The sequence below is a fragment of the Streptomyces sp. NPDC018964 genome, assembly GCF_044390325.1.
Lineage (GTDB): Bacteria > Actinomycetota > Actinomycetes > Streptomycetales > Streptomycetaceae > Streptomyces.
In genome coordinates, this window is record NZ_JBIRYZ010000024.1 from 38,577 (window position 1) to 60,801 (window position 22,225).

Sequence of the window (22,225 nt, forward strand, 5' to 3'; positions counted from 1 at the left end):
GGGGGTCGGGAGGCGAAGGACCGCAGGGGCGTCAGGCCTCACGGGGTGGACGTCTGCCCGTTGCCCGCCTCGTCGATGCAGCACAGACGCACCGAACTTTCCGGAACACGTCTGTGGCCGCCCCCGAAGGGACGGCCACAGGTGAGGCGGTACGGGGTTTCGGTCAATCCTGACGGGCAAGGCCGAGGAACGCCGTCCAGGCGGCCGGGGCGACGGTGAAGGTGCCCTGGTCGGTGTCCTTGGAGTCCCGGACGTGTACGGCGGAGGGGGCGGGGGCGACCTCGACGCAATCGCCGCCCGAGCCTCCGCTGTAGCTGCTCTTGACCCAGTGGAGCTGTAGAGCCATGGACCGCACGGTGTTCATAGGTCTCCTTGCAGCGACTTTTCGATGAGGCGCTGGGATTCCCGCGGGGACAACGCCTGTGCCCGGATGATTCCATACCGGGCGGCGATCCCTCGGACGGTTTCCCGACAGCTGAGGACGCGGCCGCTTCCCTGGCTCTCCAAGTAGGCCACTTGCTCCCCTCCCTCCGGCACCATCAAGGTGAAGGGACCGTCCACACACGCGTGGTCGACCGTTCGGGTCGGCATCACCTGGATCTCCACGTTGGGGTTCAGCCCGACCAGGAGCAGGTGTTCCAGTTGGCCCCGGAGGACATCCACCCCGCCGATGGGGCGTTGAAGGACTGCTTCCTCCAACACGAAGCTGAGCACAGGCGCCGGGTTGCGGTCGAAGAGCTTGTGCCGTTCAAGCCGTGCCGAGACCATTTGCTCGATCTCGGCTTCGCTCCGCCGTGGGCGCCAGACGGTGAACATGGTCCTGGCGTACTCCTCGGTCTGGAGCATGCCGGGCATGATCAGCGGGGCGTACTGGTGGAACTCGGCCGCGGTCTCCTCGATCCGGGCCGCGTCCCGGAAGAACGCCGGGTACCGGGTCAACGCCACGGGCCGCTTCATGACGAGCAGCACGCCGTCGGCCTCCAACAGTTGATCGAGCTTCTCGATGGTGTCGGGGCGCGGAATGCGCCGCCCTTGCTCGATGGCCGCGACCTGCGCCTCGCTGTACCCGAGGAGCTGTCCCAGGTCGGCCTGGGTGTGCCCGGCGCGCTGCCGGAGGATCTTGATCTGTCGGCCGAACGACCTCAGGAGCTCGTCGGCCGGGTCCTGTCCCCGCCGCGCAACGACCTGCTCCGGAATCTGTGTCATCGCTCTTCCTCCCGTACCTGGCTCACACGACCCCGACAGGGCACCCACGGCAGCCGCACGGACGCGCTGTGTGAGGGAGTCGTCGCTGGTGACGGTACGCACATCGGACCAGGCTCGTGCCCATGACGACAGAAACACACTCTTCTGGGGACATCTGCCGACTTCCGCAGCCGGTTCAGGAGTTCTGCACGGCCCGTACGCGTGGAGGCCGGCGTCCGAGGGCCGGGGAGTCGGAGGAATCTCCGTGAAACCGGGCGGATGGCCCGGCCCGCGGCTCCGGCTGCCTAAGCTGGGCGGCATGCCGATCCGAGCCGTCGTCTGGGACGTGGACGACACACTGTTCGACTACACCACCGCCGACCGCGAGGGCATGCGCGCCCACCTGCTCGCCGAGGGGCTGATGGACGGGTACGCCTCCGTGGAGGAGGCGCTGGAGCGGTGGCGGGAGGTGACACGGCAGCAGTGGACGCGGTTCGCCGCGCGGGAGGTGGACTACGAGACGCAGCGGCGCGACCGCACCCGGATCTTCCTGGACCGCCCCGAGCTGACGGACACCGAGGCCGACGACTGGTTCCAGCGGTACGTCACGTACTACGAGTCCGCCTGGAGCCTCTTCCCGGACGTGCTGCCCGTCCTCGAAGCCCTCGCCGCCAGCCACCGGCACGCGGTGCTCTCCAACTCCAGCCTCCACGTCCAGGACCGCAAGCTGCGCGCCCTCGGCGTCCACGACCGCTTCGAGGCCATCCTGTGCGCCGCCGAGCTGGGCGTCTCCAAGCCCGAGGCCGGCGCGTTCCTCGCCGCCTGCGACGCGCTGTCGCTGCCCCCGGACCAGGTGGCGTACGTCGGCGACCACCCGGAGATCGACGGCCGGGGCGCCGCGGAGGCCGGGCTGCTGTCGGTGTGGATCGACCGCGGGAAGGAGTGGGTGGCCGTCGAACCGCCGACGGGGCCGCGTCGTATCGCCTCCCTCGCCGAACTTCCCGCGGTGCTCGCCGCCGATACTCGTTTTGGAGCCCCGTCCACCTTCGGGTAATGTTCTTCCTGCGCCGAGGGGAACGGGCCGGAAGGCCGGAGACCCAAGCGTCAAGCTAGAACAAGAACCCCTCAGGGGCTTGCGTTCCAGTGGCCTATGGTGTAATTGGCAGCACGACTGATTCTGGTTCAGTTAGTCTTGGTTCGAGTCCAGGTAGGCCAGCTCGCAGAGCTCATCTGCACCAGCGGATCTCATCCGCAAGCCCCCGTTGTGTAGCGGCCTAGCACGCTGCCCTCTCAAGGCAGTAGCGCCGGTTCGAATCCGGTCGGGGGTACTGGTTCCGATCATCTCGGGACTGCTAGGGCCCCCGTTGTGTAGCGGCCTAGCACGCCGCCCTCTCAAGGCGGTAGCGCCGGTTCGAATCCGGTCGGGGGTACTGACTGGTCTAAACCATCATTGGTCTATGGTGTAATTGGCAGCACGACTGATTCTGGTTCAGTTAGTCTTGGTTCGAGTCCAGGTAGACCAGCAGGATCTGCGGAAACGCATGATCCAAGCCCCCGTTGTGTAGCGGCCTAGCACGCCGCCCTCTCAAGGCGGTAGCGCCGGTTCGAATCCGGTCGGGGGTACACAAACGAAAGCCCTCCACCTCGGTGGAGGGCTTTCGGCGTTCCGAGACATGCGCCCGGGAACCGGGGAGCGGACCCGCCGCGGCGTTGAGGCGGGCCCGTACCCACGGGACGAGGGGGTCAGGAGCGGCGCAGCGCCTCCGACAGGCGGCCGGCGGCGTCGATGACGGCCTGGGCGTGCATCCGGCCCGGGTGGCGGGACAGGCGCTCGATGGGACCGGAGACCGAGACGGCGGCCACCACCCGGTTCGACGGCCCGCGCACCGGCGCGGAGACCGACGCCACGCCCGGCTCGCGCTCACCGATCGACTGGGCCCAGCCCCGGCGTCGTACGCCCGAGAGGGCCGTCGCCGTGAACCGGGCACCCTGCAGGCCCCGGTGCAGCCGCTCCGGCTCCTCCCAGGCCATCAGGATCTGCGCCGAGGAACCGGCCTTCATCGTGAGCGTGGAACCCACCGGCACCGTGTCCCTGAGGCCCGACAGGCGCTCCGCCGCGGCGACGCAGATGCGCATGTCGCCCTGGCGGCGGTAGAGCTGGGCGCTCTCGCCCGTCACGTCGCGCAGGTGCGTGAGCACCGGGCCCGCCGTGGCGAGCAGCCGGTCCTCGCCCGCCGCCGCGGCCAGTTCGGCCAGGCGCGGGCCGAGGATGAAACGGCCCTGCATGTCGCGCGCCACCATGCGGTGGTGTTCCAGCGCCACGGCCAGGCGGTGGGCCGTGGGTCGTGCCAGTCCGGTGGCCCCGACCAACCCCGCGAGGGTGGCCGGACCGGACTCCAGAGCGCTCAGGACGAGGGCCGCCTTGTCCAGAACGCCGACGCCGCTACTGTTGTCCATGCAACGATACTTGCGTCTCACTCTGTGAAACGCAAGTTCAATTTTCGGTGGAACCCGCCACTCTGGAAGCACGGAAGCAACGAGGCCCGTGGACCACCGGGCCTGGCGGCGGACGCCCGGAAGCAGGGGTGCGGGCGCCGTCTCCCCACAGATCTAGTTGGGCCGGCGCACCACGGCCGGCCGGAGGGACAGCGATGGGTAGGACACTCGCGGAGAAGGTCTGGGACGACCACGTCGTCCGGCGCGCCGAGGGCGAGCCCGACCTCCTCTTCATCGATCTGCACCTGCTGCACGAGGTGACCAGCCCGCAGGCCTTCGACGGCCTGCGCAAGAGCGGCCGCCGGGTGCGCCGCCTCGACCTCACCATCGCCACCGAGGACCACAACACCCCGACCCTCGACATCGACAAGCCGATCGCCGACCCGGTCTCCCGGATCCAGCTGGAGACGCTGCGCAAGAACGCCGCCGAGTTCGGCGTCCGGCTGCACCCGCTGGGCGACGTCGAGCAGGGCGTCGTGCACGTCGTCGGCCCGCAGCTGGGTCTGACCCAGCCCGGCATGACCGTCGTCTGCGGCGACTCGCACACCTCCACGCACGGCGCCTTCGGCGGACTCGCGTTCGGCATCGGCACCTCCCAGGTCGAGCACGTGCTGGCCACCCAGACGCTGCCCATGGCCCGCCCGAAGACCATGGCGATCACCGTCAACGGCGAGCTGCCCGAGGGCGTCACGGCCAAGGACCTGATCCTGGCGATCATCGCGAGGATCGGCACCGGCGGCGGCCAGGGCTACGTCCTGGAGTACCGCGGCGAGGCCATCGAGAAGCTCTCGATGGAGGCCCGGATGACCATCTGCAACATGTCGATCGAGGCCGGCGCCCGCGCGGGCATGATCGCCCCCGACGAGACGACGTTCGCCTACCTCGAAGGCCGTCCGCACGCCCCGAAGGGCGAGGACTGGGACGCGGCCGTCGCCTACTGGAAGACGCTGAAGTCCGACGACGACGCCGAGTTCGACGCCGAGGTCGTCATCGAGGCCGCCGAACTGTCGCCGTTCGTCACCTGGGGCACCAACCCGGGCCAGGGCGCCCCGCTTTCGGCCTCCGTCCCCGACCCGGCTTCGTACGAAGACGCCTCGGAGCGGCTCGCCGCCGAAAAGGCCCTGGAATACATGGGGTTGGAGGCCGGCCAGGCGCTGCGCTCCATCGACGTGGACACCGTCTTCGTAGGTTCCTGCACCAACGGCCGCATCGAGGACCTGCGCGCCGCCGCGGACGTCATCAAGGGCCGCAAAGTCGCCGACGGCGTGCGGATGCTGGTCGTCCCCGGCTCCGCGCGGGTGGGCCTGCAGGCCGTCTCCGAGGGCCTGGACGTGGTCTTCAAGGAGGCCGGCGCCGAATGGCGGCACGCGGGCTGCTCGATGTGCCTGGGCATGAACCCCGACCAGCTCGCCCCCGGTGAGCGCTCCGCCTCCACCTCCAACCGCAACTTCGAGGGCCGGCAGGGCAAGGGCGGCCGCACCCACCTGGTGTCCCCGCAGGTCGCCGCCGCCACCGCGGTCCTCGGCCACCTGGCCTCCCCGGCCGACCTCGCCGCCGCCCCCACGCCCGCTGGAGTCTGATCAGCCATGGAAGCATTCACCACCCACACCGGCCGGGCCGTCCCGCTGCGCCGCAGCAACGTCGACACCGACCAGATCATCCCCGCCCACTGGCTCAAGAAGGTGACCCGGGACGGGTTCGAGGACGGGCTGTTCGAGGCCTGGCGCAAGGACGCCTCCTTCGTCCTCAACCAGCCCGAGCGCGCGGGCGCGACCGTGCTGGTCGCCGGCCCCGACTTCGGCACCGGCTCCTCCCGCGAGCACGCCGTCTGGGCGCTGCAGAACTACGGCTTCAAGACCGTGATCTCCTCCCGCTTCGCCGACATCTTCCGCGGCAACTCGCTGAAGAACGGCCTGCTGACGGTGGTCCTCGACCAGAAGACCGTGGACGCGCTGTGGGAACTCACCGAAGCCGACCCCACCGCCGAGATCACCGTCGACCTCCGGGCCCGCGAGGTGCGCGCCGAGGGCGTCACCGCCTCCTTCGAGCTCGACGAGAACTCCCGCTGGCGGCTGCTGAACGGGCTCGACGACATCTCCATCACGCTGCAGAACGAGGCGGACATCGCCGCGTACGAGGCGAAGCGCCCGTCGTTCAAGCCGAGGACGCTCACGGTCTGACCCCGGCCCCGGCCGAAATCCTCGCCGAAGGCCGACTTTCGGCCACCTGATCACCCCGCCCGTACCCCCGATCGCCCCGATCGGGGGTACGGGCGCGTCTGCACCCGTACGGTTCCGCGTGCCCTCGTGAGGGCCCTCAACTCACCGCGTTATGAAGGCGGTTGTCTGGGTACACGTGTCACGTGCCCGTGATCTTCGTGTGTGCCCGGACGACCGTCCGAGGCGGCAGTTGCCCCCTGCGCAGGCGACAACTCGCCCCAGATGGCACAATCTGTGCATGGAACACGACGGCCAACTCCAGCTCCATGCGGCGGTCGCGGTCCAGCTCAAGGAAGCGCACGCGAAGGTGCGCGCACTGCAAGTCCCGGAGGGCGTACGGATGGCGCTGGCCCGGAAGCTGCTGGTCATTACGGCCGCGGCCAAACACGATCTTGCCGGTGCGGCAAGGCGTCTGGAGCGGTTCGCCGAGGACCTCGACGAGGGTCGATTCCCCGAAGAGGAACGCTGAACCAGTCGAGACAGCCGAGTTCGTTGCGGCACAAGGGTGATTAGCCCGTTTCGTGTTTGATTTGCGGTATATATCTGCCTAACGTGCGAAAAAGCTTGAACACATTCGTTCTGGCGATGTCTCCGAAGGGGAAGACGTGAACAAGGCGCAGCTCGTAGAAGCGATTGCCGACAAGGTGGGCGGCCGCCAGCAGGCCGCCGATGCCGTCGACCACGTACTGGACGCCATCGTCCGCGCGGTCGTCTCGGGTGAGCGGGTTTCGGTCACCGGCTTCGGTTCGTTCGAGAAGGTCGACCGCCCGGCCCGCTACGCCCGTAACCCCCAGACGGGCGAGCGGGTTCGGGTCAAGAAGACCTCCGTTCCGCGCTTCCGCGCGGGGCAGGGTTTCAAGGACCTGGTGAGCGGCTCGAAGAAGCTGCCGCGCGGGGGCGAGGTCTCGGTCAAGAAGGCGCCCAAGGGCAGCCTGAGCGGAGGCGCCTCGGCCACGGTCAAGAAGGCCGCCGCGAAGAAGACGACGGCGAAGAAGGCCGCCACCGCGAAGACGGCGGCGAAGAAGGCCCCGGCGAAGAAGGCCACCACCAAGACGGCGGCGGCCAAGAAGACCACGGCCAAGAAGGCGCCCGCCAAGACCGCGGCGACGGCGAAGACCGCCGCCGCGAAGAAGACGACCGCCAAGAAGGCCCCGGCGAAGAAGGCGACGGCCACGAAGGCGCCCGCCAAGAAGTCGACCGCGCGCAAGACCACCGCCAAGAAGACCACCGCCCGCAAGAAGTAACGGGCCGGGGCCCCTCCCTTCGGGAAAGCGGAACTCACGCGCCGGGCCGGTCTCCCTCGGGAGCCCGGCCCGCGGTGTGTGCGGGAGCGCCGCGGTCAGAACGTCTGGAGCGTCACCAGCGTGATCCGCCGGGATTCGCCCTCGCCCTCGGTCTCGACGCGCACCCGCTGCCCGGGACGCAGCAGCAGCAGGCCCCCCGCGTCGAACGCCGGGGCGTCGAAGGGCACCGGCGTGCCGTCGTCCAGGAGCACCTGGCCGCTGCGGCTGTCGGGGTCGTAGGTGTACGCGGTGGCCTGCATGCCGGCAGCCTACTGCTCGGTGATGAGCGACCGCGCGGCGACCGCGGCCGTGCGGGGGCCGACGCCCAGCGCCAGCGCGGCCCGCAGGTCGTCACCGGTGTCCACGTCCTGCCGTACCGAGTCCACACCGTCGAGGCCCAGCTCCACGGCCCCGGACTCCCGGTGCCGGGCCCGGGAGGCGGGGCCGAAGAACGGGCGCAGTTCCCGGCCCCGGCTCGCGGCCAGCAACGTCGTGCCGAGCCCGGCGGCGTCGGCGAGGAACGCGCGCGGGAACGCGGCGGCCGCGTCGAGGACACGGGCCAGTTCCGGCGGGCGGAGCGCCGGGAGATCGGCGTTGAGGGCCGCGACACACGCCGCGCGGCGAGCGGCGCCCGCCACCGCCGCGCCATGGGCGAGGGCCGCGTTCAGGCCGCCGCCCGGCACGTCCGCGACGATCCCCGCGCCCAGCGCGGCCAGCTCACGGGAGGCCAGGGCGTCGTCCGTGACGACCACCACATCCCGTACCGCCGGGCATTCCAGCGCGGCCGCCACCGTGTCCTGGGCGAAGGCCAGCGCGAGGCCCGGGCGCAGGACGTCGTCCGCGGTGTCCGCGAGCCTGCTCTTGGCCCGGTCCAGCGGCTTCAGGGGTACCACCAGGGTCCACTGCACGAGTGTTACGTCCCTCTCTTGTCGCGGCCATTGTCCCCCGGAGAACCGGGCGCCGAAGGGGCCGGGGAAGGGGCGCGGGGCTCCTCGCGGGGGCGGTGGCGGGAGACGGGCGGGCGTACGGTGTTCTCGACAGACCGACGGCTCGGGGCGACACTTGTGCGGCCCGCCCGGCCTTCGGGTCCGGGTCCCGGGCCCGTCATTCGGAAGAGGAAGGTGTACTTGTGCCGCGCCGCAGAATCGGCTTCTGGTACCGCTTCGCCGCGGTTCTCTGCAAACCGCCGCTGGTGGTTCTGTTCAAGCGGGACTGGCGCGGAATGGAGAACATTCCGGCCGAGGGCGGATTTATCACCGCGGTGAACCACAATTCGCACATCGATCCCTTCGCCTACGCGCACTTTCAGTACAACACCGGACGTGTTCCGCGATTCCTGGCGAAGAGCGGGCTTTTCAACAAGGGATTCATCGGTGCCGCGATGCGCGGCACCGGGCAGATCCCCGTCTACCGCGAGAGCACCGACGCGCTCAGCGCCTTCCGCGCGGCGATCGACGCCGTGGAGCGCGGGGAATGCGTCGCCTTCTACCCCGAGGGCACCCTCACCCGCGACCCCGACGGCTGGCCCATGACCGGCAAGACCGGCGCCGCGCGCGTCGCCCTGCAGACCAAGTGCCCCGTGATCCCGGTCGCCCAGTGGGGCGCCAACGAACTGCTGCCGCCGTACGCCAAGAAGCCCAGCCTGCTGCCGCGCAAGACCCACCGTGTGCTGGCCGGGACACCGGTGGACCTCGACCGCTTCTACGACCGGGAGATGACCCCGGAACTGCTCAAGGAGGCGACGGAGGTCATCATGGCGGCCGTCACGCGCCAGCTGGAGCAGATCCGCGGCGAGCGGGCACCCGAGACGCCGTACGACCCGCGCCGTGAGCGGATCGAGCAGCGCCGCAGGACGCACACGCAGAAGCGGGAGGAACGGGCGCGGGGCGGCAGGCCCACCGCGCGGGAAGAAGGGCTGGGCACGTGAGCGAGCCGGTCAAGGCGGCCGTCTTCGGCACCGGATCGTGGGGGACGGCCTTCGGCATGGTCCTCGCCGACGCGGGCTGCGACGTCGTGCTGTGGGGACGGCGCCCCGAACTCGCCGAGGCGGTCAACTCCACCCGCACCAACCCCGACTACCTGCCCGGGATCGAACTCCCGGAGAGCCTGCGGGCCACCGCGGACGCCGCCGAGGCCGCGCGAGACGCCGACTTCACCGTCCTCGCGGTCCCCTCGCAGACGCTGCGCGGCAACCTCGCCGCGTGGACGCCGCTGCTCGCGCCCGGCACGGTCCTGGTGTCGCTGATGAAGGGCGTCGAACTCGGCTCCGCGATGCGGATGAGCGAGGTGATCGACGACGTCGCCAAGGTCGGCGCCGACCGCATCGCCGTGGTCACCGGGCCCAACCTGGCCCGGGAGATCGCCGCCCGGATGCCGGCCGCTGCCGTGGTCGCCTGCACCGACGAAGGCGTCGCCCGGCGGCTCCAGACCGCCTGCCACACCCCGTACTTCCGGCCGTACACCAACACCGACGTCATCGGCTGCGAACTGGGCGGCGCCGTGAAGAACGTGATCGGTCTCGCCGTCGGCATCGCGGACGGCATGGGGCTCGGCGACAACGCCAAGGGCTCGCTCATCACCCGCGGCCTCGCCGAGACCACCCGGCTCGGCGTCGCGCTCGGCGCCGACCCGCTGACCTTCTCCGGACTCGCGGGCCTGGGCGACCTGGTGGCCACCTGCTCCTCGCCGCTGTCGCGCAACCACACCTTCGGCACCAACCTCGGCAAGGGCCTGACCCTCCAGGAGACCATCGCGGTCACCAGGCAGACCGCGGAGGGCGTCAAGTCCTGCGAGTCGGTGCTGGACCTGGCCCGCCGGCACGGCGTCGACATGCCGCTCACCGAGACGGTCGTCTCCATCGTGCACGAGGGCAAGCCCCCGGTGGTCGCCGTCGAGGAGCTGATGTCGCGCAGCGCGAAGCCCGAGCGACGCTGAGCGACGGCCCCTCCGTTCGGCTCACGCACGGCGTTGCGGGCGCTGTGTCCCGGCCTCGCGGGCAGGTACTCTCATCGCGATATGAGCACCGAGAACCTCCCCCAGAGCCCCGAGCAGCCGTCCCGCAAGCCGCGTGTGGCCGTCGTGTTCGGCGGGCGCAGCTCCGAACACGGGATCTCCGTGGTCACCGCCGGCGCCGTCCTCAAGGCCATCGACCGGACCGCGTACGACGTCCTGCCGATCGGCATCACCACGGACGGCCGCTGGGCGCTCACCGCCGACGAGCCGGAACGCATGGCGATCACCGACCGCCGCACGCCCAGCGTCGACCAGCTCGCCGAGTCGACGGAGGGCGGTGTGGTGCTCCCCGTCGACCCCGCCAGCCGCGAGGTCGTCTACAGCGAGCCGGGCTCGGTGCCCAAGGCGCTCGGCGAGGTCGACGTGGTCTTCCCGGTGCTGCACGGCCCCTATGGCGAGGACGGCACCCTCCAGGGCCTCCTGGAGCTCTCCGGCGTCCCCTACGTCGGCTCCGGCGTGCTCGCCTCGGCCGTCGGCCAGGACAAGGAGTACATGAAGCGGGTGTTCACCTCCTTCGGGCTGAAGGTCGGCCCGTACGTGGTGATCCGGCCGCGCGAGTGGGAGCGCGACGAGTCCGCCGCCCGCAAGAGGATCGTCGACTTCGCCGGCGAGCACGGCTGGCCGCTGTTCGTGAAGCCCGCCCGCGCGGGCTCGTCGATCGGCATCACCAAGGTCGACGACCTCTCCGGCCTGGACGAGGCGATCGCCGAGGCCCGGCGCCACGACCCGAAGATCCTCGTCGAGGCGGCGCTGCGCGGCCGTGAGATCGAGTGCGGCGTGCTGGAGTTCGAGGACGGCCCGCGCGCCTCGCTGCCGGCCGAGATCCCGCCGCCCGACGCGCACGCGTACTACGACTTCGAGGCCAAGTACATCGACTCCACGCCCGGCGTCGTGCCCGCGCCGCTGACCGACGAGGAGACGGCCGAGGTGCGGCGGCTCGCGGTGGAGGCGTTCGACGCGGCCTCCTGCGAGGGGCTGGTCCGCGCGGACTTCTTCCTCACCGAGGACGGCGAGTTCGTGATCAACGAGATCAACACCATGCCCGGCTTCACGCCCATCTCGATGTACCCGCAGATGTGGCAGGCCACCGGGGTGAGCTACCCGGAGCTGGTCGACCTGCTGGTGCGGGCGGCACTGCGCCGGTCGACCGGGCTGCGCTGAGCCGCCGCGCGCGCACGCCTCAGGGGGCGACCCCCTCGGGGATCGCCTCCTTCAGGGCCGGGGCGAGATCGATCAGCACGCCGGTGCTGTCCCGTCCGTCGGCCACCTGGATCTCGACGTAGGCCTCGCGGTTGGCGGTGGTGAAGCGCTGCACGTCGCCGTCCCGCGTCTCCATGAGCCAGTCGACGCCGTTCACTCCGCCCGGCACCGCGTCGGCGTCGTTGCCGTTGGCCACCTTGGGGTCGGTCATCTTCGGGGGCCGCTCGACACCGCACCGCAGTATGATCGCCACGCCGCCCCAGCCCGCGGTCAGTTCGGACGCGGGTTCGGGATCGTCGCGACTCTCACCGTCCACCTCCGCCGGCAGGGCCTTGTCCAGGTTCCGGCACAGTCCGGTGACCTTCGCGTCCGGGCTGGGAACCGCCGTGGACGCGCTGTCGTCTGCCGAGGAGCAGCCCGCGGCGGTGATCAGCACCGCGAGCGCGGACAGGACGGTGTGCCGGTGACGGAAGGAGTTCACCGGCACAGGGTAGACGGGGGCTACAGATGGACGACCGGACAGGTCAGGGTACGGGTGATGCCGTCCACCTGCTGGATTTTGGCTACCACCATGCGGCCCAGGTCGTCGACGGTGTCGGCCTGGGCGCGCACGATCACGTCGTACGGTCCGGTCACGTCCTCGGCCTGGATGACTCCAGGGATCTTGCCGATCAGTTCGGCGACGGTCGACGCCTTGCCGACCTCCGTCTGGATCAGGATGTACGCCTGTACCACGGAACCTCCAGGGCGGCCACGAGGATCATGTGGGGAAAAGGAACGCCACGGTATCGCGTCACCGCTCGTCGCGGGGAGACCTGCGGGAACCGGGCCTTGCGCGCCGGGGTACAGGCACGGGGGGAGTTGACGGTCATGTCGACCGTAGCGAGGACTCGGACCACTCGCGACCGGGCACGGACAGGGATAGAAGGGTCGAAAGGGAAATGAAGGGCACTGTTGGTGAGCTCGGCGAGTTCGGGCTCATCAGGGAGCTCACCTCCCGTCTCACCACCACCCCGGCGGTCCGGGTCGGCCCCGGCGACGACGCCGCGGTGGTCTCCGCGCCCGACCGCAGGGTCGTGGCCAGCACCGACATCCTGCTGGAGGGCCGGCACTTCCGCCGCGACTGGTCCACGGCCTACGACGTCGGCCGCAAGGCCGCCGCGCAGAACCTCGCCGACATCGCCGCCATGGGTGCCGTGCCGACCGCTCTGCTGCTCGGCCTCGTCGTCCCGGCGGAACTGCCGGTGACCTGGCCCAGCGAGCTGATGGACGGCCTGCGCGACGAGTGCCAGGTGGCCGGTGCCGCGGTCGTCGGCGGCGACGTCGTGCGCGGCGACACGATCATGGTGTCGATCACGGCGCTCGGCGATCTGCGCAACCAGGAGCCCGTGACCCGGGGCGGCGCGCAGCCCGGTGACCTCGTCGCGGTGACCGGCTGGCTGGGCTGGTCCGCGGCCGGGTACGCGGTGCTCTCCCGGGGCTTCCGCTCGCCGCGCGCCTTCGTCGAGGCGCACCGGCGCCCCGAACCGCCGTACCACGCGGGACCGGCCGCCGCCGGGCTCGGCGCGACCGCGATGTGCGACGTGAGCGACGGGCTGATCGCGGACCTCGGGCACATCGCCGAGGCCAGCAAGGTCCGCATCGACATCCACTCCGGCGCGATCGACATCCCCTCGCAGATGAACGACATCGGCCAGGCCGTCGGCGTCGACCCCATGCAGTGGGTGCTGACCGGGGGAGAGGACCACGCGATCGTGGCGACCTTCCCGCCGGACGTGAAGCTGCCCGCCCGCTGGAAGGTGATCGGCGAGGTGCTCAACCCCTCGGCGCTTCCCCAGGTGACGGTCGACGGGGCGCCCTGGACGGCGCAGGGCGGCTGGGACCACTTCGGGGACATCGAGTCATGAGCGCGCCGCCCGGGGTGCTCACCGTGGCCGGCTCCGACTCCGGCGGCGGCGCCGGCATCCAGGCCGACCTGAAGACGATGCTGGCGCTCGGCGTGCACGGCATGAGCGTGCTCACCGCGGTGACCGCGCAGAACTCCCTGGGCGTGCAGGGCGCCTGGGAGCTGCCCGTGGAGGCGGTGCGGGCCCAGTACCGCAGCGTCGTCGACGACATCGGGGTGCGGGCGGTCAAGACCGGCATGCTGTCCTCCGCCGAACTCGTGGAGGCGGTGGCCGACTTGATCGCCGGCACGGACGCGCCGGCGGTCGTCGACCCGGTGGGGGTCTCCAAGCACGGGGACCCGCTGCTGGCCGCCTCCGCGCTGGACTCCGTACGGACGAGGCTGCTGCCGGTGGCGACCGTGGCCACACCGAACCTGGACGAGGTGGCGCAACTGACCGGCGTCCGGGTCGAGACGGAGGGCGACCTGCGCCGGGCGGCCCGGGCGGTACTGGAGTTCGGGCCGCGCTGGGTGGTGATCAAGGGCGGCCACCTGTCCGGCGACGCCGTGGACCTGCTCACCGACGGATCCGAGGAACACTGGCTGCGCGCCCCGAGACACGACAACCGCCACACCCACGGCACGGGCTGCACACTGGCGTCGGCGATCGCGTCACACCTGGCGATGGGCCGCCCGGTCCCGGAGGCGGTGAAGGAGGCCAAGGCCTACGTCACCGGCGCCATAGCCTCCGGCTTCGCCCTGGGCGCGGGCATAGGCCCGGTGAACCACGCCTGGAACCTGACCCCACCCCACTGATACGACCGACCACCCCGCCGCCGTCGTTCCCGCGGGCAGTCGTGCCTCCCCCAGTGCCTTAAGGGCCTGGGAGGTACCCCCAGGGCGATGGGGGTCCCCCGCCCGAGCGCAGCCGAGGGTGGGGGAGGGTGGGCGATGGGGGTACCTCCCGCTCATGGGGGTCCCCCCGCTCGAGCGGAGTCGAGAGTGGGGGAGAAGCCGAGAGTGGGGGAGGCACCCCGCAAGCGCCGGGCTGCGCAAACACCCCCCGGCCCACACCCACGCCGAGGCACCTTACGAACGCGCCGCCCCACAGCAAGAAGCCGGCCCACCCCGAGGTGGACCGGCTAAGTGCGGCGAAACCGACGATGGCCGCGCGCTCAGCGAAAGCGTCAGCGCGAGACCTTGCCGGCCTTGATGCACGAGGTGCAGGCATTCACGCGCTTCGGCGTCCCGCCGACCACGGTACGCACACGCTGGATGTTCGGGTTCCAGCGACGGGGCGTACGGCGGTGCGAGTGCGAGATGTTGTTGCCGAAGCCCGGCCCCTTGCCGCAGACGTCGCAGTTGGCAGCCACGGGTCACTCCAAAGACTTCAGATGCACTTACGGATGATCCCGGCAGGCCGGGATCGAAATTCCGGGCTCCAGGAGCCCCGTGGAATCTGAGTGGCGTTACCGGGTGAAAGGCCCGATCAGATCGGGCAACCGGAGCAGCATACAACGGCTGCACCCGTAGAACGAAACTACCACGGCAGCTCAGAGGCCCGCCTCCCGCCCTCTTCCGGTGGGCGGCGCCCCACGGTCTACGCTGCCTGGCACGGCCGGCAGCTCAGGGAGGCGCAGGTGGCGCAGGTGCCGCAGACATTCTTCGATGCTCTCGCGGTGCGTTCCTGGTGCGGTCTCGCGCTCGAGGCGCTGGGACGGGCCCGTGAGGAGATCGACGCGATCAACGTCTACCCGGTGGCGGACGGGGACACCGGGACGAACCTCTATCTGACCGTCGAGTCGGCGGCCGCGGCGGTGGAGGCGGTGTTCGAGGGGCACCGGGCCGGCGGGGACCGGCGGCCCACGCTGGCCGACGCCGTACGGGCGATGGCGCACGGGGCGCTGATCGGCGCCCGCGGCAACTCCGGGACGATCCTGGCGCAGCTGCTGCGCGGCATGGCCCAGGAACTGGCCGGTGACGACGCCCCGGCGCACGCCGACGGGCAGGGGCTGCGGACCGCCCTGCGGCACGCGGCCGACTCCGCGCGCCGGGCGGTCGCGCATCCCGTCGAGGGCACCGTCCTCACCGTCGCCTCGGCCGCCGCCGACGCGGCCGGCCGGACGGAGGGCGACTGCGGGGTGGTGGCGCGGGCGGCCCACGAGGGAGCCCGCGCGGCACTCGCCGAGACCCCGGCCCGGCTGGCCGCCCTCAGGCGCGCCGGAGTGGTCGACGCGGGCGGCAGGGGGCTGGTGGCAGTGCTCGCGGCACTGGTGGAGACGCTCACGGGGGAGGCGCCGCGGGCGATGCCGGCGGTGGGGGGCTCGTGGAGCGGCTCCGTACGCGTCACCGGTCCCGGGCCGCACGCGCGCGTGCGGCAGGTGGCCGAGCCGCCCGCCGGGGGCGCGGCGGATCCGGGTGACGGGGCGCCGTATCACGCGCGCGTCGACGCGTGCGGAGATCTCCCCCAGGGGGCCGCCGGATCCGGTGAGTGCGCCGACGCCGGGGCCGTACCGGGGGCCGGCGGTCCGGCCTTCGAGGTGATCTACCTGCTGGAGGCCGGGGACGCGGCCGTCGCGCGGCTGCGGGACCGGCTCGACGCGCTGGGCGACTCGCTCGTGGTGGTCGGCGGGGACGGGCTGTGGAACGTCCACGTCCACGTCGACGACGCGGGCGCCGCCGTGGAGGCCGGGGTCGAGGCCGGACGGCCGTACCGGATCCGGATCACCCACTTCGGCGCGGGGGACGTCCACACGACCGGGGCGGAGCCGGCGGCGCCCGGGGAACGCGCTCAGCGGGCCGTCGTGGCCGTGGTGCCCGGCGAGGGCCTGGCGGGTCTGTACGCCGAGGCCGGCGCGACCACCGTGCTGGCCCGTCCCGGGGAGCCGCCCGCGAGCGGTGAACTCGTCCAGGCGGTACGGCGTGCGCACGCGCGCGAGGTGGTGCTGCTGCCCAATGACGCCGACCTGCGCCACACCGCCGCCGCGGCGGCCGAGCAGGTCCGGGCGGAGGGGGTCAGGGTGGCCCTCATCCCGACCCGCTCCGCGGTCCAGGGCATCGCGGCGCTCGCGGTGCACGAGCCGGAGCGCCGCTTCGACGAGGACGTGGTGTCGATGACGTCGGCGGCGGGCGCGACCCGCTACGCCGAGGTCACCGTCGCCGAGCGCCAGTCCTGGACCATGGCGGGCATCTGCCAGGCGGGGGACGTCCTCGGCCTGGTCGACGGGGACGTGGCCGTGATCGGGCAGGACCTCACGGCCATCGCCGAGGCCGTCCTCGACCGCATGCTCGCGGCCGGCGGCGAACTGGTCACCCTGGTCCTCGGCGACGACACCCCCGACTCCGTCGCCGCGCACCTGCGGACCCGCGTCCGCGAGGGCTACCTCGCCGTCGACACGGTGGTGTACCACGGCGGCAGGCAGGGCGCCCTGCTGCTCATCGGGGTGGAGTGACCTCCGTTGTCAGTGGCGTGGTGTCCAATGGATGCCGTGCCCGCACTGGAAGAACCACTGAAGAAAGTGCTCGGCCCCGCCACCGCCAAGGTGATGGCCGAGCACCTCGGCCTGCACACCGTCGGCGACCTCCTGCACCACTACCCGCGCAGATACGAGGAGCGCGGACAGCTCACCCACCTCGCCGACCTCCCCATGGACGAGCATGTCACGGTGGTCGCCCAGGTCGCCGACGCCCGCCTGCACACCTTCGCCTCCGCCAAGGCCCCGCGCGGCAAGGGCCAGCGCCTGGAGGTGACCATCACGGACGGCAGCGGCCGGCTGCAACTGGTCTTCTTCGGCGCCGGTGTCCACAAGCCGCACAAGGAACTCCTGCCGGGCACCCGCGCGATGTTCGCCGGCAAGGTCTCCGTCTTCAACCGCCGCCTCCAGCTCGCCCACCCCGCGTACGAACTGCTGCGCGGCGACGCCGAGGAGACGGTCGAGACCTGGGCCGGCGCGCTCATCCCGATCTACCCCGCCACCGCCAAGCTGGAGTCCTGGAAGATCGGCAAGGCGCTCCAGACGGTGCTGCCCAGCGCCCAGGAGGCCGTCGACCCCCTTCCGGAGTCCCTCCGCGAGGGCCGCGGCCTGGTGGCCCTCCCCGAAGCACTCCTCAAGATCCACCGCCCGCACACCAAGGCGGACATCGAGGACGCCCGCGCCCGCCTCAAGTGGGACGAGGCCTTCGTCCTCCAGGTCGCCCTCGCCCGCCGCCGCCACGCCGACGCGCAGCTTCCCGCCGTGGCCCGCCGCCCCGAGCCGGACGGCCTCCTCAGCGCCTTCGACGACCGCCTCCCCTTCACCCTCACCGAGGGCCAGCGGAAGGTCTCCGCGGAGATCTTCGCCGACCTCGCCACCGAACACCCCATGCACCGCCTGCTCCAGGGCGAGGTGGGATCGGGCAAGACGCTGGTCGCCCTGCGCGCCATGCTCGCCGTCGTCGACGCGGGCGGACAGGCGGCGATGCTCGCGCCCACCGAAGTGCTCGCCCAGCAGCACCACCGGTCGGTCACCGAGATGATGGGGGAGCTGGCCGAGGGCGGGATGCTCGGCGGAGCCGACGGCGCCACCAAAGTGGTGCTGCTCACCGGCTCCATGGGGGCGGCGGCGCGGCGCCACGCGCTGCTCGACCTGGCCACCGGCGAGGCCGGCATCGTCATCGGCACGCACGCGCTGATCGAGGACAAGGTGAAGTTCCACGACCTGGGCCTGGTCGTGGTCGACGAACAGCACCGCTTCGGCGTGGAGCAGCGCGACGCCCTGCGCGGCAAGGGCAAGCAGCCCCCGCACCTGCTCGTCATGACCGCCACCCCCATCCCGCGCACGGTCGCGATGACGGTCTTCGGCGACCTGGAGACCTCCGTCCTCGACCAGCTCCCGGCCGGCCGCTCGCCCATCGCCAGCCATGTCGTCCCGGCCGCCGACAAGCCGCACTTCCTCGCCCGCGCCTGGGAGCGCGTCCGCGAGGAGGTCGCGAACGGGCACCAGGCGTACGTGGTCTGCCCGCGCATCGGTGACGAGGAGGACGACCCGAAGAAGGCCGGCCGGAAGAAGTCCCCCGAGGACGAGGCGGAGAAGCGGCCCCCGCTCGCCGTCCTGGACATCGCGGAGCAACTGGCGAAGGGGCCGCTGCGAGGGCTCCGGGTGGAGGTCCTGCACGGGCGCATGCAGCCCGACGACAAGGACGCCGTCATGCGCCGCTTCGCCGCCGGCGAGGCCGACGTCCTGGTCGCCACCACCGTCATCGAGGTCGGGGTCAACGTCCCCAACGCCACCGTGATGGTGATCATGGACGCCGACCGCTTCGGCGTCTCCCAGCTCCACCAGCTGCGCGGCCGGGTCGGCCGCGGCTCGGCCCCGGGCCTGTGCCTGCTGGTCACCGAGATGCCCGAGGCGAGCGCGGCCCGGCAGCGGCTGAACGCCGTCGCCTCCACCCTCGACGGCTTCGAACTCTCCCGCATCGACCTGGAGCAGCGCCGCGAGGGCGATGTCCTGGGCCAGGCCCAGTCCGGCACCCGCTCCAGCCTGCGCGTCCTCGCCGTCATCGACGACGAGGAGATCATCGCCGAGGCGAGGGAGGAGGCGACGGCGGTGGTGTCCGCCGACCCGGACCTGACCGGCCTGCCCGCCCTGCGCACGGCGCTGGACGCCCTGCTGGACGACGAGCGGGAGCAGTACCTGGAGAAGGGCTGACAGACTGGGACGGCCCACCGACCAGCACACACCGACAAGGACCGAGGACATGACTCGCGTGATCGCCGGCGCGGCCGGCGGACGCCGCCTGGCCGTTCCGCCGGGACAGGGGACCCGCCCGACCTCCGACCGCGCGCGCGAGGGCCTCTTCTCCACCTGGCAGTCCCTGCTCGGCGGCCCGCTGGACGGCGACCGCGTCCTCGACCTGTACGCCGGTTCCGGCGCCGTCGGCCTGGAGGCACTGTCCCGGGGCGCGGGACACGTCCTGCTGGTGGAGGCCGACGCCCGCGCCGTCCGCACGGTCCGGGAGAACGTGAAGTCGCTCGGACTCCCCGGCGCCGAGGTCAGATCCGGCAAAGCGGAACAGATCATCCGTGCCGCGCCCCCGCGAGAGCCCTACGACCTCGTCTTCCTCGACCCGCCCTACGCCGTCTCCGACGCCGATCTTCGCGAGATCCTGCTCACACTCCGCACGGAGGGCTGGCTCGCCGAGGAAGCCCTCGTCACCGTGGAGCGCAGCACCCGAGGAGGGGAATTCGGCTGGCCACCCGGCTTCGAGGCGATCCGGGCCCGTCGCTACGGCGAGGGAACGTTTTGGTACGGTCGCGCCGCCTCTACGTGCGAAGACGCACGATGACCGGACCGGAGAGCGAGGGATCACAAGTGCGCCGCGCCGTATGCCCCGGGTCGTTCGACCCGATCACCAACGGACACCTCGACATCATCGCCCGGGCCTCCCGGCTGTACGACGAGGTCTACGTCGCGGTGATGATCAACCAGTCCAAGAAGGGCCTGTTCGAGATCGAGGAGCGGATCGACCTGATCCGCCGGGTCACCACCGAGTACGGCAACGTCCGCGTCGAGGCCTTCCACGGCCTGCTCGTCGACTTCTGCAAGCAACGCGAGATCCCCGCCATCGTCAAGGGCCTGCGCGCGGTCAGCGACTTCGACTACGAACTGCAGATGGCCCAGATGAACAACGGCCTCTCGGGCGTGGAGACCCTCTTCGTCCCCACCAACCCCACCTACAGCTTCCTGTCCTCCTCGCTCGTCAAGGAGGTCGCGGCCTGGGGCGGCGACGTCTCCCACCTGGTGCCGCCGGAGGTTCTGACGGCCCTCACCGAACGCCTGCGCCGGGACTGACCGGCCGCCCGGTGTCCACCGGACGCCCCAGCGCCGTACAGTCGTCCCGTCCGTCTCCAACACAGCTGTAGGGAGTGGCGAGCACACGGTGGACGTGCAGAAGAAGCTCGATGAGATCGTCGCCGCGGTCTCCAGTGCCCGGTCGATGCCCATGTCGGCCTCGTGCGTGGTCAACCGCGCCGAACTGCTCGCGATGCTCGAAGAGGTGCGCGCGGCGCTGCCCGACTCCCTCGCCCAGGCCGAGGAACTGATCGGCGGCCGGGAGCAGATGGTCGAGCAGGCCCGCCAGGAGGCCGAGCGGATCATCGAGGGCGCGCACGCGCAGCGCGGCTCCCTGATCTCCGACACGGAGATCGCCCGCCGCTCCCAGGCCGAGGCCGACCGGATCCTCGAGGAGGCCCGCAGGGAGGCCGAGGAGGTCCGCGCGGAGGCCGACGACTACGTCGACTCCAAGCTGGCCAACTTCGAGGTCGTCCTCACCAAGACGCTCGGCTCGGTCGGCCGCGGCCGGGAGAAGCTGCTCGGCACCGGCCCCGGCCTCGACGAGCAGGGCTACGAGGACGAGGACGCCCCCGAGCGCAGCCACGACCCGGAGACCCTGCGCCGCACCGCCGACGAGTACGTCGACGTCAAGCTCGGCGCCTTCGAGGCGGTCCTCGCCAAGACCCTGGAGGCGGTCGGGAAGGGCCGGCAGAAGCTGCACGGCCGGATCGCCAGCGACGACCTCGGCGCCCTCGCCGACGACCCGACGACCGTCCGGCACTCCAGCGACGCCGACTACCTCGCCGACCTCGCGTCCCTCGCCGAGCAGGACGCCGCCCCGGCCAGGCAGCCCGAGCCGCCGCAGCAGCAGCCCTACGCCCAGCCGGAGCCCGCGTACGGCTATCAGCAGCCGGACCCCTACGCCGACTACCAGCAGCAGTACGGCGCCGGGCAGGACGCCTACGGCTATCAGCAGCAGCCGGACCCGTACGCCGCGTACCAGGGCTACGACGCGCAGGCGTACGACCCGGACCAGGGGCGGCAGGCCGGGCACGACCAGCAGGCACAGCAGGCCCAGCAGGGCTACGCCCTGGACGAGACCAGCCTCTTCGACACCAGCATGATCACGCCCGAACAACTGCGGGCCTACGAGCGCGAGCGGGGCCTGTAGGGGCGGATTGGGCCGAGAGCGAAAGGTCCAGTATCCTGGCTCTTCGGTCGCGCTTGTGTCCGCGATCCACGCTGCCCGGGAACATCGCACGGCAGCGGTACCTCTGAGCTCGAAGACCGAAAGCAGGAATGGCTCTGAACGCCCGCCTCGACCACCGCAACCCCCTCGTGTTCGACACGCACGAGCTGGGGCGGCGGCCCGGTGCGCTGCAGCGCCTGACCCGCACGGTCGACGCTCCCCAGGACCTCGGGATCAAGGACGTCATCGGAGTGCCGGAAGGCGCCCCGGTGGAGCTCGAACTCCGGCTCGAGTCGGTCATGGAAGGTGTGCTCGTCACAGGCACCGCCCGTGCCAAGGCCGAGGGGGAGTGCGTAAGGTGTCTGGAGCCGCTGGAGCAGGAGCTCGAAGCGGACTTCCAGGAGATGTTCTCGTACCCTGACGCCGACGACCGGGGCCGCGTGATCGCGGAACCGGGCGACGACGCCGAGGACGACGAGGACAGGCTCTTCCTCGAGGACGGCATGTTCGACCTCGAGCCCGTGCTGCGCGATGCGGTGGTGCTCGCACTGCCGATGCAGCCGGTGTGCCGGGAAGACTGCCCGGGTCTGTGCTCCGAGTGCGGAGCACGGCTCGCGGACGACCCGGACCACCACCATGACGCCGTCGACATCCGTTGGGCGGCTTTGCAGGGACTCGCCGGCACCGTCAAGGACGGCGAGAAGGACGAGATGAGCGGCGCCGAACCGGGCGTCGACGAGAAGCAGGAGAAGTAGCCGTGGCTGTTCCGAAGCGGAAGATGTCGCGCAGCAACACGCGCCACCGCCGGTCGCAGTGGAAGGCTGCGGTCCCCACCCTGGTTGCGTGCGAGCGCTGCCACGAGCCCAAGCAGCAGCACATCGCGTGCCCGTCTTGCGGCACTTACAACAAGCGCCAGGTCCTCGAGGTCTGAGCGGCTGGTGAGA

25 protein-coding genes and 5 tRNA genes are annotated in these 22,225 nt (G+C 71.4%); 22 read left to right on the top strand and 8 right to left on the bottom strand.

The window, feature by feature from the left end; genetic code table 11:
• Nucleotides 1-163 precede the first annotated feature (163 nt).
• Together ACH5AO_RS29830 and ACH5AO_RS29835 are read right to left on the bottom strand one after the other, a co-directional pair.
• Entirely contained in the window at nucleotides 164-364 is a 201-nt protein-coding gene (locus ACH5AO_RS29830) for a DUF397 domain-containing protein (RefSeq protein WP_398930025.1), read from the bottom strand.
• On the bottom strand, nucleotides 361-1,206 hold the full coding sequence (locus tag ACH5AO_RS29835) for a Scr1 family TA system antitoxin-like transcriptional regulator (protein WP_398930027.1): 846 nt from the start codon (nucleotides 1,204-1,206) through the stop codon (nucleotides 361-363). Before ACH5AO_RS29835 ends, ACH5AO_RS29830 begins: the two co-directional genes overlap by 4 nt.
• A gap of 298 nt (nucleotides 1,207-1,504) precedes the next feature.
• On the opposite strand from ACH5AO_RS29835, the gene ACH5AO_RS29840 reads away from it, so the two are divergent.
• From ACH5AO_RS29840 to ACH5AO_RS29865, 6 genes are all read left to right on the top strand, one after another.
• Nucleotides 1,505-2,239 carry an HAD family hydrolase gene (locus tag ACH5AO_RS29840; RefSeq protein ID WP_398930029.1) on the top strand — a complete coding sequence of 245 codons (735 nt, stop codon included), beginning with the start codon at nucleotides 1,505-1,507 and terminating at the stop codon, nucleotides 2,237-2,239.
• 90 nt (nucleotides 2,240-2,329) lie between these two features.
• Nucleotides 2,330-2,401: transfer RNA gene (locus ACH5AO_RS29845), tRNA-Gln, on the top strand.
• A 39-nt stretch (nucleotides 2,402-2,440) separates the two neighbouring features.
• Nucleotides 2,441-2,513, top strand: a tRNA-Glu gene (locus ACH5AO_RS29850).
• 29 nt (nucleotides 2,514-2,542) lie between these two features.
• A tRNA-Glu gene (locus tag ACH5AO_RS29855) sits at nucleotides 2,543-2,615 on the top strand.
• 21 nt (nucleotides 2,616-2,636) lie between these two features.
• A tRNA-Gln gene (locus ACH5AO_RS29860) sits at nucleotides 2,637-2,708 on the top strand.
• A gap of 27 nt (nucleotides 2,709-2,735) precedes the next feature.
• Nucleotides 2,736-2,808, top strand: a tRNA-Glu gene (locus tag ACH5AO_RS29865).
• A 120-nt stretch (nucleotides 2,809-2,928) separates the two neighbouring features.
• Here the strand turns inward: ACH5AO_RS29865 and ndgR are convergent.
• Nucleotides 2,929-3,642, bottom strand: coding sequence for an IclR family transcriptional regulator NdgR (gene ndgR, locus ACH5AO_RS29870; RefSeq protein WP_030866220.1), 714 nt, complete (start codon nucleotides 3,640-3,642; stop codon nucleotides 2,929-2,931).
• Nucleotides 3,643-3,836: 194 nt separating this feature from the next.
• Here ndgR and leuC point away from each other — a divergent pair, with 194 nt between their 5' ends.
• The 4 genes from leuC to ACH5AO_RS29890 all read left to right on the top strand — a co-directional run bounded on the left by leuC (nucleotide 3,837) and on the right by ACH5AO_RS29890 (nucleotide 7,144).
• On the top strand, nucleotides 3,837-5,261 hold the full coding sequence (gene leuC / locus ACH5AO_RS29875; protein WP_398930031.1) for a 3-isopropylmalate dehydratase large subunit: 1,425 nt from the start codon (nucleotides 3,837-3,839) through the stop codon (nucleotides 5,259-5,261).
• Nucleotides 5,262-5,267: 6 nt separating this feature from the next.
• Nucleotides 5,268-5,861 carry a 3-isopropylmalate dehydratase small subunit gene (gene leuD / locus ACH5AO_RS29880; protein ID WP_398930033.1) on the top strand — a complete coding sequence of 198 codons (594 nt, stop codon included), beginning with the start codon at nucleotides 5,268-5,270 and terminating at the stop codon, nucleotides 5,859-5,861.
• 277 nt (nucleotides 5,862-6,138) lie between these two features.
• On the top strand, nucleotides 6,139-6,369 hold the full coding sequence (locus ACH5AO_RS29885; protein ID WP_398930035.1) for a hypothetical protein: 231 nt from the start codon (nucleotides 6,139-6,141) through the stop codon (nucleotides 6,367-6,369).
• Between the two features lie 136 nt (nucleotides 6,370-6,505).
• The gene (locus ACH5AO_RS29890; RefSeq protein ID WP_398930037.1) at nucleotides 6,506-7,144 is read left to right on the top strand and encodes an HU family DNA-binding protein; all 639 of its coding nucleotides are present in this window, start codon (nucleotides 6,506-6,508) and stop codon (nucleotides 7,142-7,144) included.
• A gap of 95 nt (nucleotides 7,145-7,239) precedes the next feature.
• Here ACH5AO_RS29890 and ACH5AO_RS29895 read toward each other — a convergent pair whose 3' ends face one another.
• Nucleotides 7,240-7,443 (bottom strand): hypothetical protein, encoded by a 204-nt coding sequence (locus tag ACH5AO_RS29895; RefSeq protein ID WP_398930038.1) that lies wholly within the window; start codon nucleotides 7,441-7,443, stop codon nucleotides 7,240-7,242.
• 9 nt (nucleotides 7,444-7,452) lie between these two features.
• Nucleotides 7,453-8,091 (bottom strand): 2-phospho-L-lactate guanylyltransferase, encoded by a 639-nt coding sequence (gene cofC, locus ACH5AO_RS29900; RefSeq protein WP_398930040.1) that lies wholly within the window; start codon nucleotides 8,089-8,091, stop codon nucleotides 7,453-7,455.
• A 221-nt stretch (nucleotides 8,092-8,312) separates the two neighbouring features.
• On the opposite strand from cofC, the gene ACH5AO_RS29905 reads away from it, so the two are divergent.
• The 3 genes from ACH5AO_RS29905 (at nucleotide 8,313) to ACH5AO_RS29915 (ending at nucleotide 11,356) form a co-directional block, all read left to right on the top strand.
• Nucleotides 8,313-9,110 carry a lysophospholipid acyltransferase family protein gene (locus ACH5AO_RS29905; RefSeq protein WP_398930042.1) on the top strand — a complete coding sequence of 266 codons (798 nt, stop codon included), beginning with the start codon at nucleotides 8,313-8,315 and terminating at the stop codon, nucleotides 9,108-9,110.
• On the top strand, nucleotides 9,107-10,117 hold the full coding sequence (locus ACH5AO_RS29910) for an NAD(P)H-dependent glycerol-3-phosphate dehydrogenase (RefSeq protein WP_398930044.1): 1,011 nt from the start codon (nucleotides 9,107-9,109) through the stop codon (nucleotides 10,115-10,117). The genes ACH5AO_RS29905 and ACH5AO_RS29910 overlap by 4 nt, the downstream gene beginning before the upstream one ends.
• Nucleotides 10,118-10,198: 81 nt before the next feature.
• Nucleotides 10,199-11,356: a D-alanine--D-alanine ligase family protein gene (locus ACH5AO_RS29915; RefSeq protein ID WP_398930046.1), complete on the top strand. Its 1,158-nt coding sequence runs from the start codon at nucleotides 10,199-10,201 to the stop codon at nucleotides 11,354-11,356.
• 19 nt (nucleotides 11,357-11,375) lie between these two features.
• Here the strand turns inward: ACH5AO_RS29915 and ACH5AO_RS29920 are convergent, their stop codons facing one another.
• Together ACH5AO_RS29920 and ACH5AO_RS29925 are read right to left on the bottom strand one after the other, a co-directional pair.
• Entirely contained in the window at nucleotides 11,376-11,876 is a 501-nt protein-coding gene (locus ACH5AO_RS29920) for a DUF3515 domain-containing protein (protein WP_398930048.1), read from the bottom strand.
• Between the two features lie 20 nt (nucleotides 11,877-11,896).
• Nucleotides 11,897-12,130, bottom strand: a complete 234-nt coding sequence (locus ACH5AO_RS29925; RefSeq protein ID WP_030866193.1) for an Lrp/AsnC family transcriptional regulator — start codon at nucleotides 12,128-12,130, stop codon at nucleotides 11,897-11,899.
• 206 nt (nucleotides 12,131-12,336) lie between these two features.
• On the opposite strand from ACH5AO_RS29925, the gene ACH5AO_RS29930 reads away from it, so the two are divergent.
• Nucleotides 12,337-13,302, top strand: coding sequence for a thiamine-phosphate kinase (locus ACH5AO_RS29930; RefSeq protein ID WP_398930050.1), 966 nt, complete (start codon nucleotides 12,337-12,339; stop codon nucleotides 13,300-13,302).
• Nucleotides 13,299-14,096: a bifunctional hydroxymethylpyrimidine kinase/phosphomethylpyrimidine kinase gene (gene thiD / locus ACH5AO_RS29935; RefSeq protein ID WP_398930052.1), complete on the top strand. Its 798-nt coding sequence runs from the start codon at nucleotides 13,299-13,301 to the stop codon at nucleotides 14,094-14,096. The genes ACH5AO_RS29930 and thiD overlap by 4 nt, the downstream gene beginning before the upstream one ends.
• A gap of 371 nt (nucleotides 14,097-14,467) precedes the next feature.
• Here the strand turns inward: thiD and rpmB are convergent, their stop codons facing one another.
• Nucleotides 14,468-14,653 carry a 50S ribosomal protein L28 gene (gene rpmB / locus ACH5AO_RS29940; protein WP_004924906.1) on the bottom strand — a complete coding sequence of 62 codons (186 nt, stop codon included), beginning with the start codon at nucleotides 14,651-14,653 and terminating at the stop codon, nucleotides 14,468-14,470.
• A 267-nt stretch (nucleotides 14,654-14,920) separates the two neighbouring features.
• Between rpmB and ACH5AO_RS29945 the strand changes: the two genes are divergently transcribed.
• From ACH5AO_RS29945 to rpmF, 7 genes are all read left to right on the top strand, one after another.
• Nucleotides 14,921-16,732: a DAK2 domain-containing protein gene (locus ACH5AO_RS29945; protein ID WP_398930054.1), complete on the top strand. Its 1,812-nt coding sequence runs from the start codon at nucleotides 14,921-14,923 to the stop codon at nucleotides 16,730-16,732.
• A 27-nt stretch (nucleotides 16,733-16,759) separates the two neighbouring features.
• A complete protein-coding gene (gene recG, locus ACH5AO_RS29950; RefSeq protein ID WP_398930056.1) occupies nucleotides 16,760-18,967 on the top strand; it encodes an ATP-dependent DNA helicase RecG in 2,208 nt (735 codons plus the stop codon).
• Between the two features lie 49 nt (nucleotides 18,968-19,016).
• Entirely contained in the window at nucleotides 19,017-19,604 is a 588-nt protein-coding gene (gene rsmD / locus ACH5AO_RS29955; RefSeq protein WP_398930058.1) for a 16S rRNA (guanine(966)-N(2))-methyltransferase RsmD, read from the top strand.
• Between the two features lie 26 nt (nucleotides 19,605-19,630).
• Nucleotides 19,631-20,110 (top strand): pantetheine-phosphate adenylyltransferase, encoded by a 480-nt coding sequence (gene coaD / locus ACH5AO_RS29960; RefSeq protein ID WP_398930060.1) that lies wholly within the window; start codon nucleotides 19,631-19,633, stop codon nucleotides 20,108-20,110.
• A gap of 88 nt (nucleotides 20,111-20,198) precedes the next feature.
• Nucleotides 20,199-21,263, top strand: coding sequence for a cell division initiation protein (locus tag ACH5AO_RS29965; protein ID WP_398930062.1), 1,065 nt, complete (start codon nucleotides 20,199-20,201; stop codon nucleotides 21,261-21,263).
• Between the two features lie 128 nt (nucleotides 21,264-21,391).
• A complete protein-coding gene (locus ACH5AO_RS29970) occupies nucleotides 21,392-22,036 on the top strand; it encodes a YceD family protein (protein WP_361738968.1) in 645 nt (214 codons plus the stop codon).
• 2 nt (nucleotides 22,037-22,038) lie between these two features.
• Nucleotides 22,039-22,212 (top strand): 50S ribosomal protein L32, encoded by a 174-nt coding sequence (rpmF, locus tag ACH5AO_RS29975; protein WP_003951102.1) that lies wholly within the window; start codon nucleotides 22,039-22,041, stop codon nucleotides 22,210-22,212.
• The last annotated feature ends 13 nt before the right edge of the window (nucleotides 22,213-22,225 follow it).

What these genes read in the sequence shown, in the direction of transcription:
- ACH5AO_RS29830 (WP_398930025.1), bottom strand. Translation starts at nt 364, where the DNA reads ATGAACACCGTGCGGTCCATGGCTCTACAGCTCCACTGGGTCAAGAGC.
- ACH5AO_RS29835 (WP_398930027.1), bottom strand. Translation starts at nt 1,206, where the DNA reads ATGACACAGATTCCGGAGCAGGTCGTTGCGCGGCGGGGACAGGACCCG.
- ACH5AO_RS29840 (WP_398930029.1), top strand. Translation starts at nt 1,505, where the DNA reads ATGCCGATCCGAGCCGTCGTCTGGGACGTGGACGACACACTGTTCGAC.
- ndgR (WP_030866220.1), bottom strand. Translation starts at nt 3,642, where the DNA reads ATGGACAACAGTAGCGGCGTCGGCGTTCTGGACAAGGCGGCCCTCGTC.
- leuC (WP_398930031.1), top strand. Translation starts at nt 3,837, where the DNA reads ATGGGTAGGACACTCGCGGAGAAGGTCTGGGACGACCACGTCGTCCGG.
- leuD (WP_398930033.1), top strand. Translation starts at nt 5,268, where the DNA reads ATGGAAGCATTCACCACCCACACCGGCCGGGCCGTCCCGCTGCGCCGC.
- ACH5AO_RS29885 (WP_398930035.1), top strand. Translation starts at nt 6,139, where the DNA reads ATGGAACACGACGGCCAACTCCAGCTCCATGCGGCGGTCGCGGTCCAG.
- ACH5AO_RS29895 (WP_398930038.1), bottom strand. Translation starts at nt 7,443, where the DNA reads ATGCAGGCCACCGCGTACACCTACGACCCCGACAGCCGCAGCGGCCAG.
- ACH5AO_RS29915 (WP_398930046.1), top strand. Translation starts at nt 10,199, where the DNA reads ATGAGCACCGAGAACCTCCCCCAGAGCCCCGAGCAGCCGTCCCGCAAG.
- ACH5AO_RS29930 (WP_398930050.1), top strand. Translation starts at nt 12,337, where the DNA reads ATGAAGGGCACTGTTGGTGAGCTCGGCGAGTTCGGGCTCATCAGGGAG.
- thiD (WP_398930052.1), top strand. Translation starts at nt 13,299, where the DNA reads ATGAGCGCGCCGCCCGGGGTGCTCACCGTGGCCGGCTCCGACTCCGGC.
- recG (WP_398930056.1), top strand. Translation starts at nt 16,760, where the DNA reads ATGGATGCCGTGCCCGCACTGGAAGAACCACTGAAGAAAGTGCTCGGC.
- rsmD (WP_398930058.1), top strand. Translation starts at nt 19,017, where the DNA reads ATGACTCGCGTGATCGCCGGCGCGGCCGGCGGACGCCGCCTGGCCGTT.
- ACH5AO_RS29970 (WP_361738968.1), top strand. Translation starts at nt 21,392, where the DNA reads ATGGCTCTGAACGCCCGCCTCGACCACCGCAACCCCCTCGTGTTCGAC.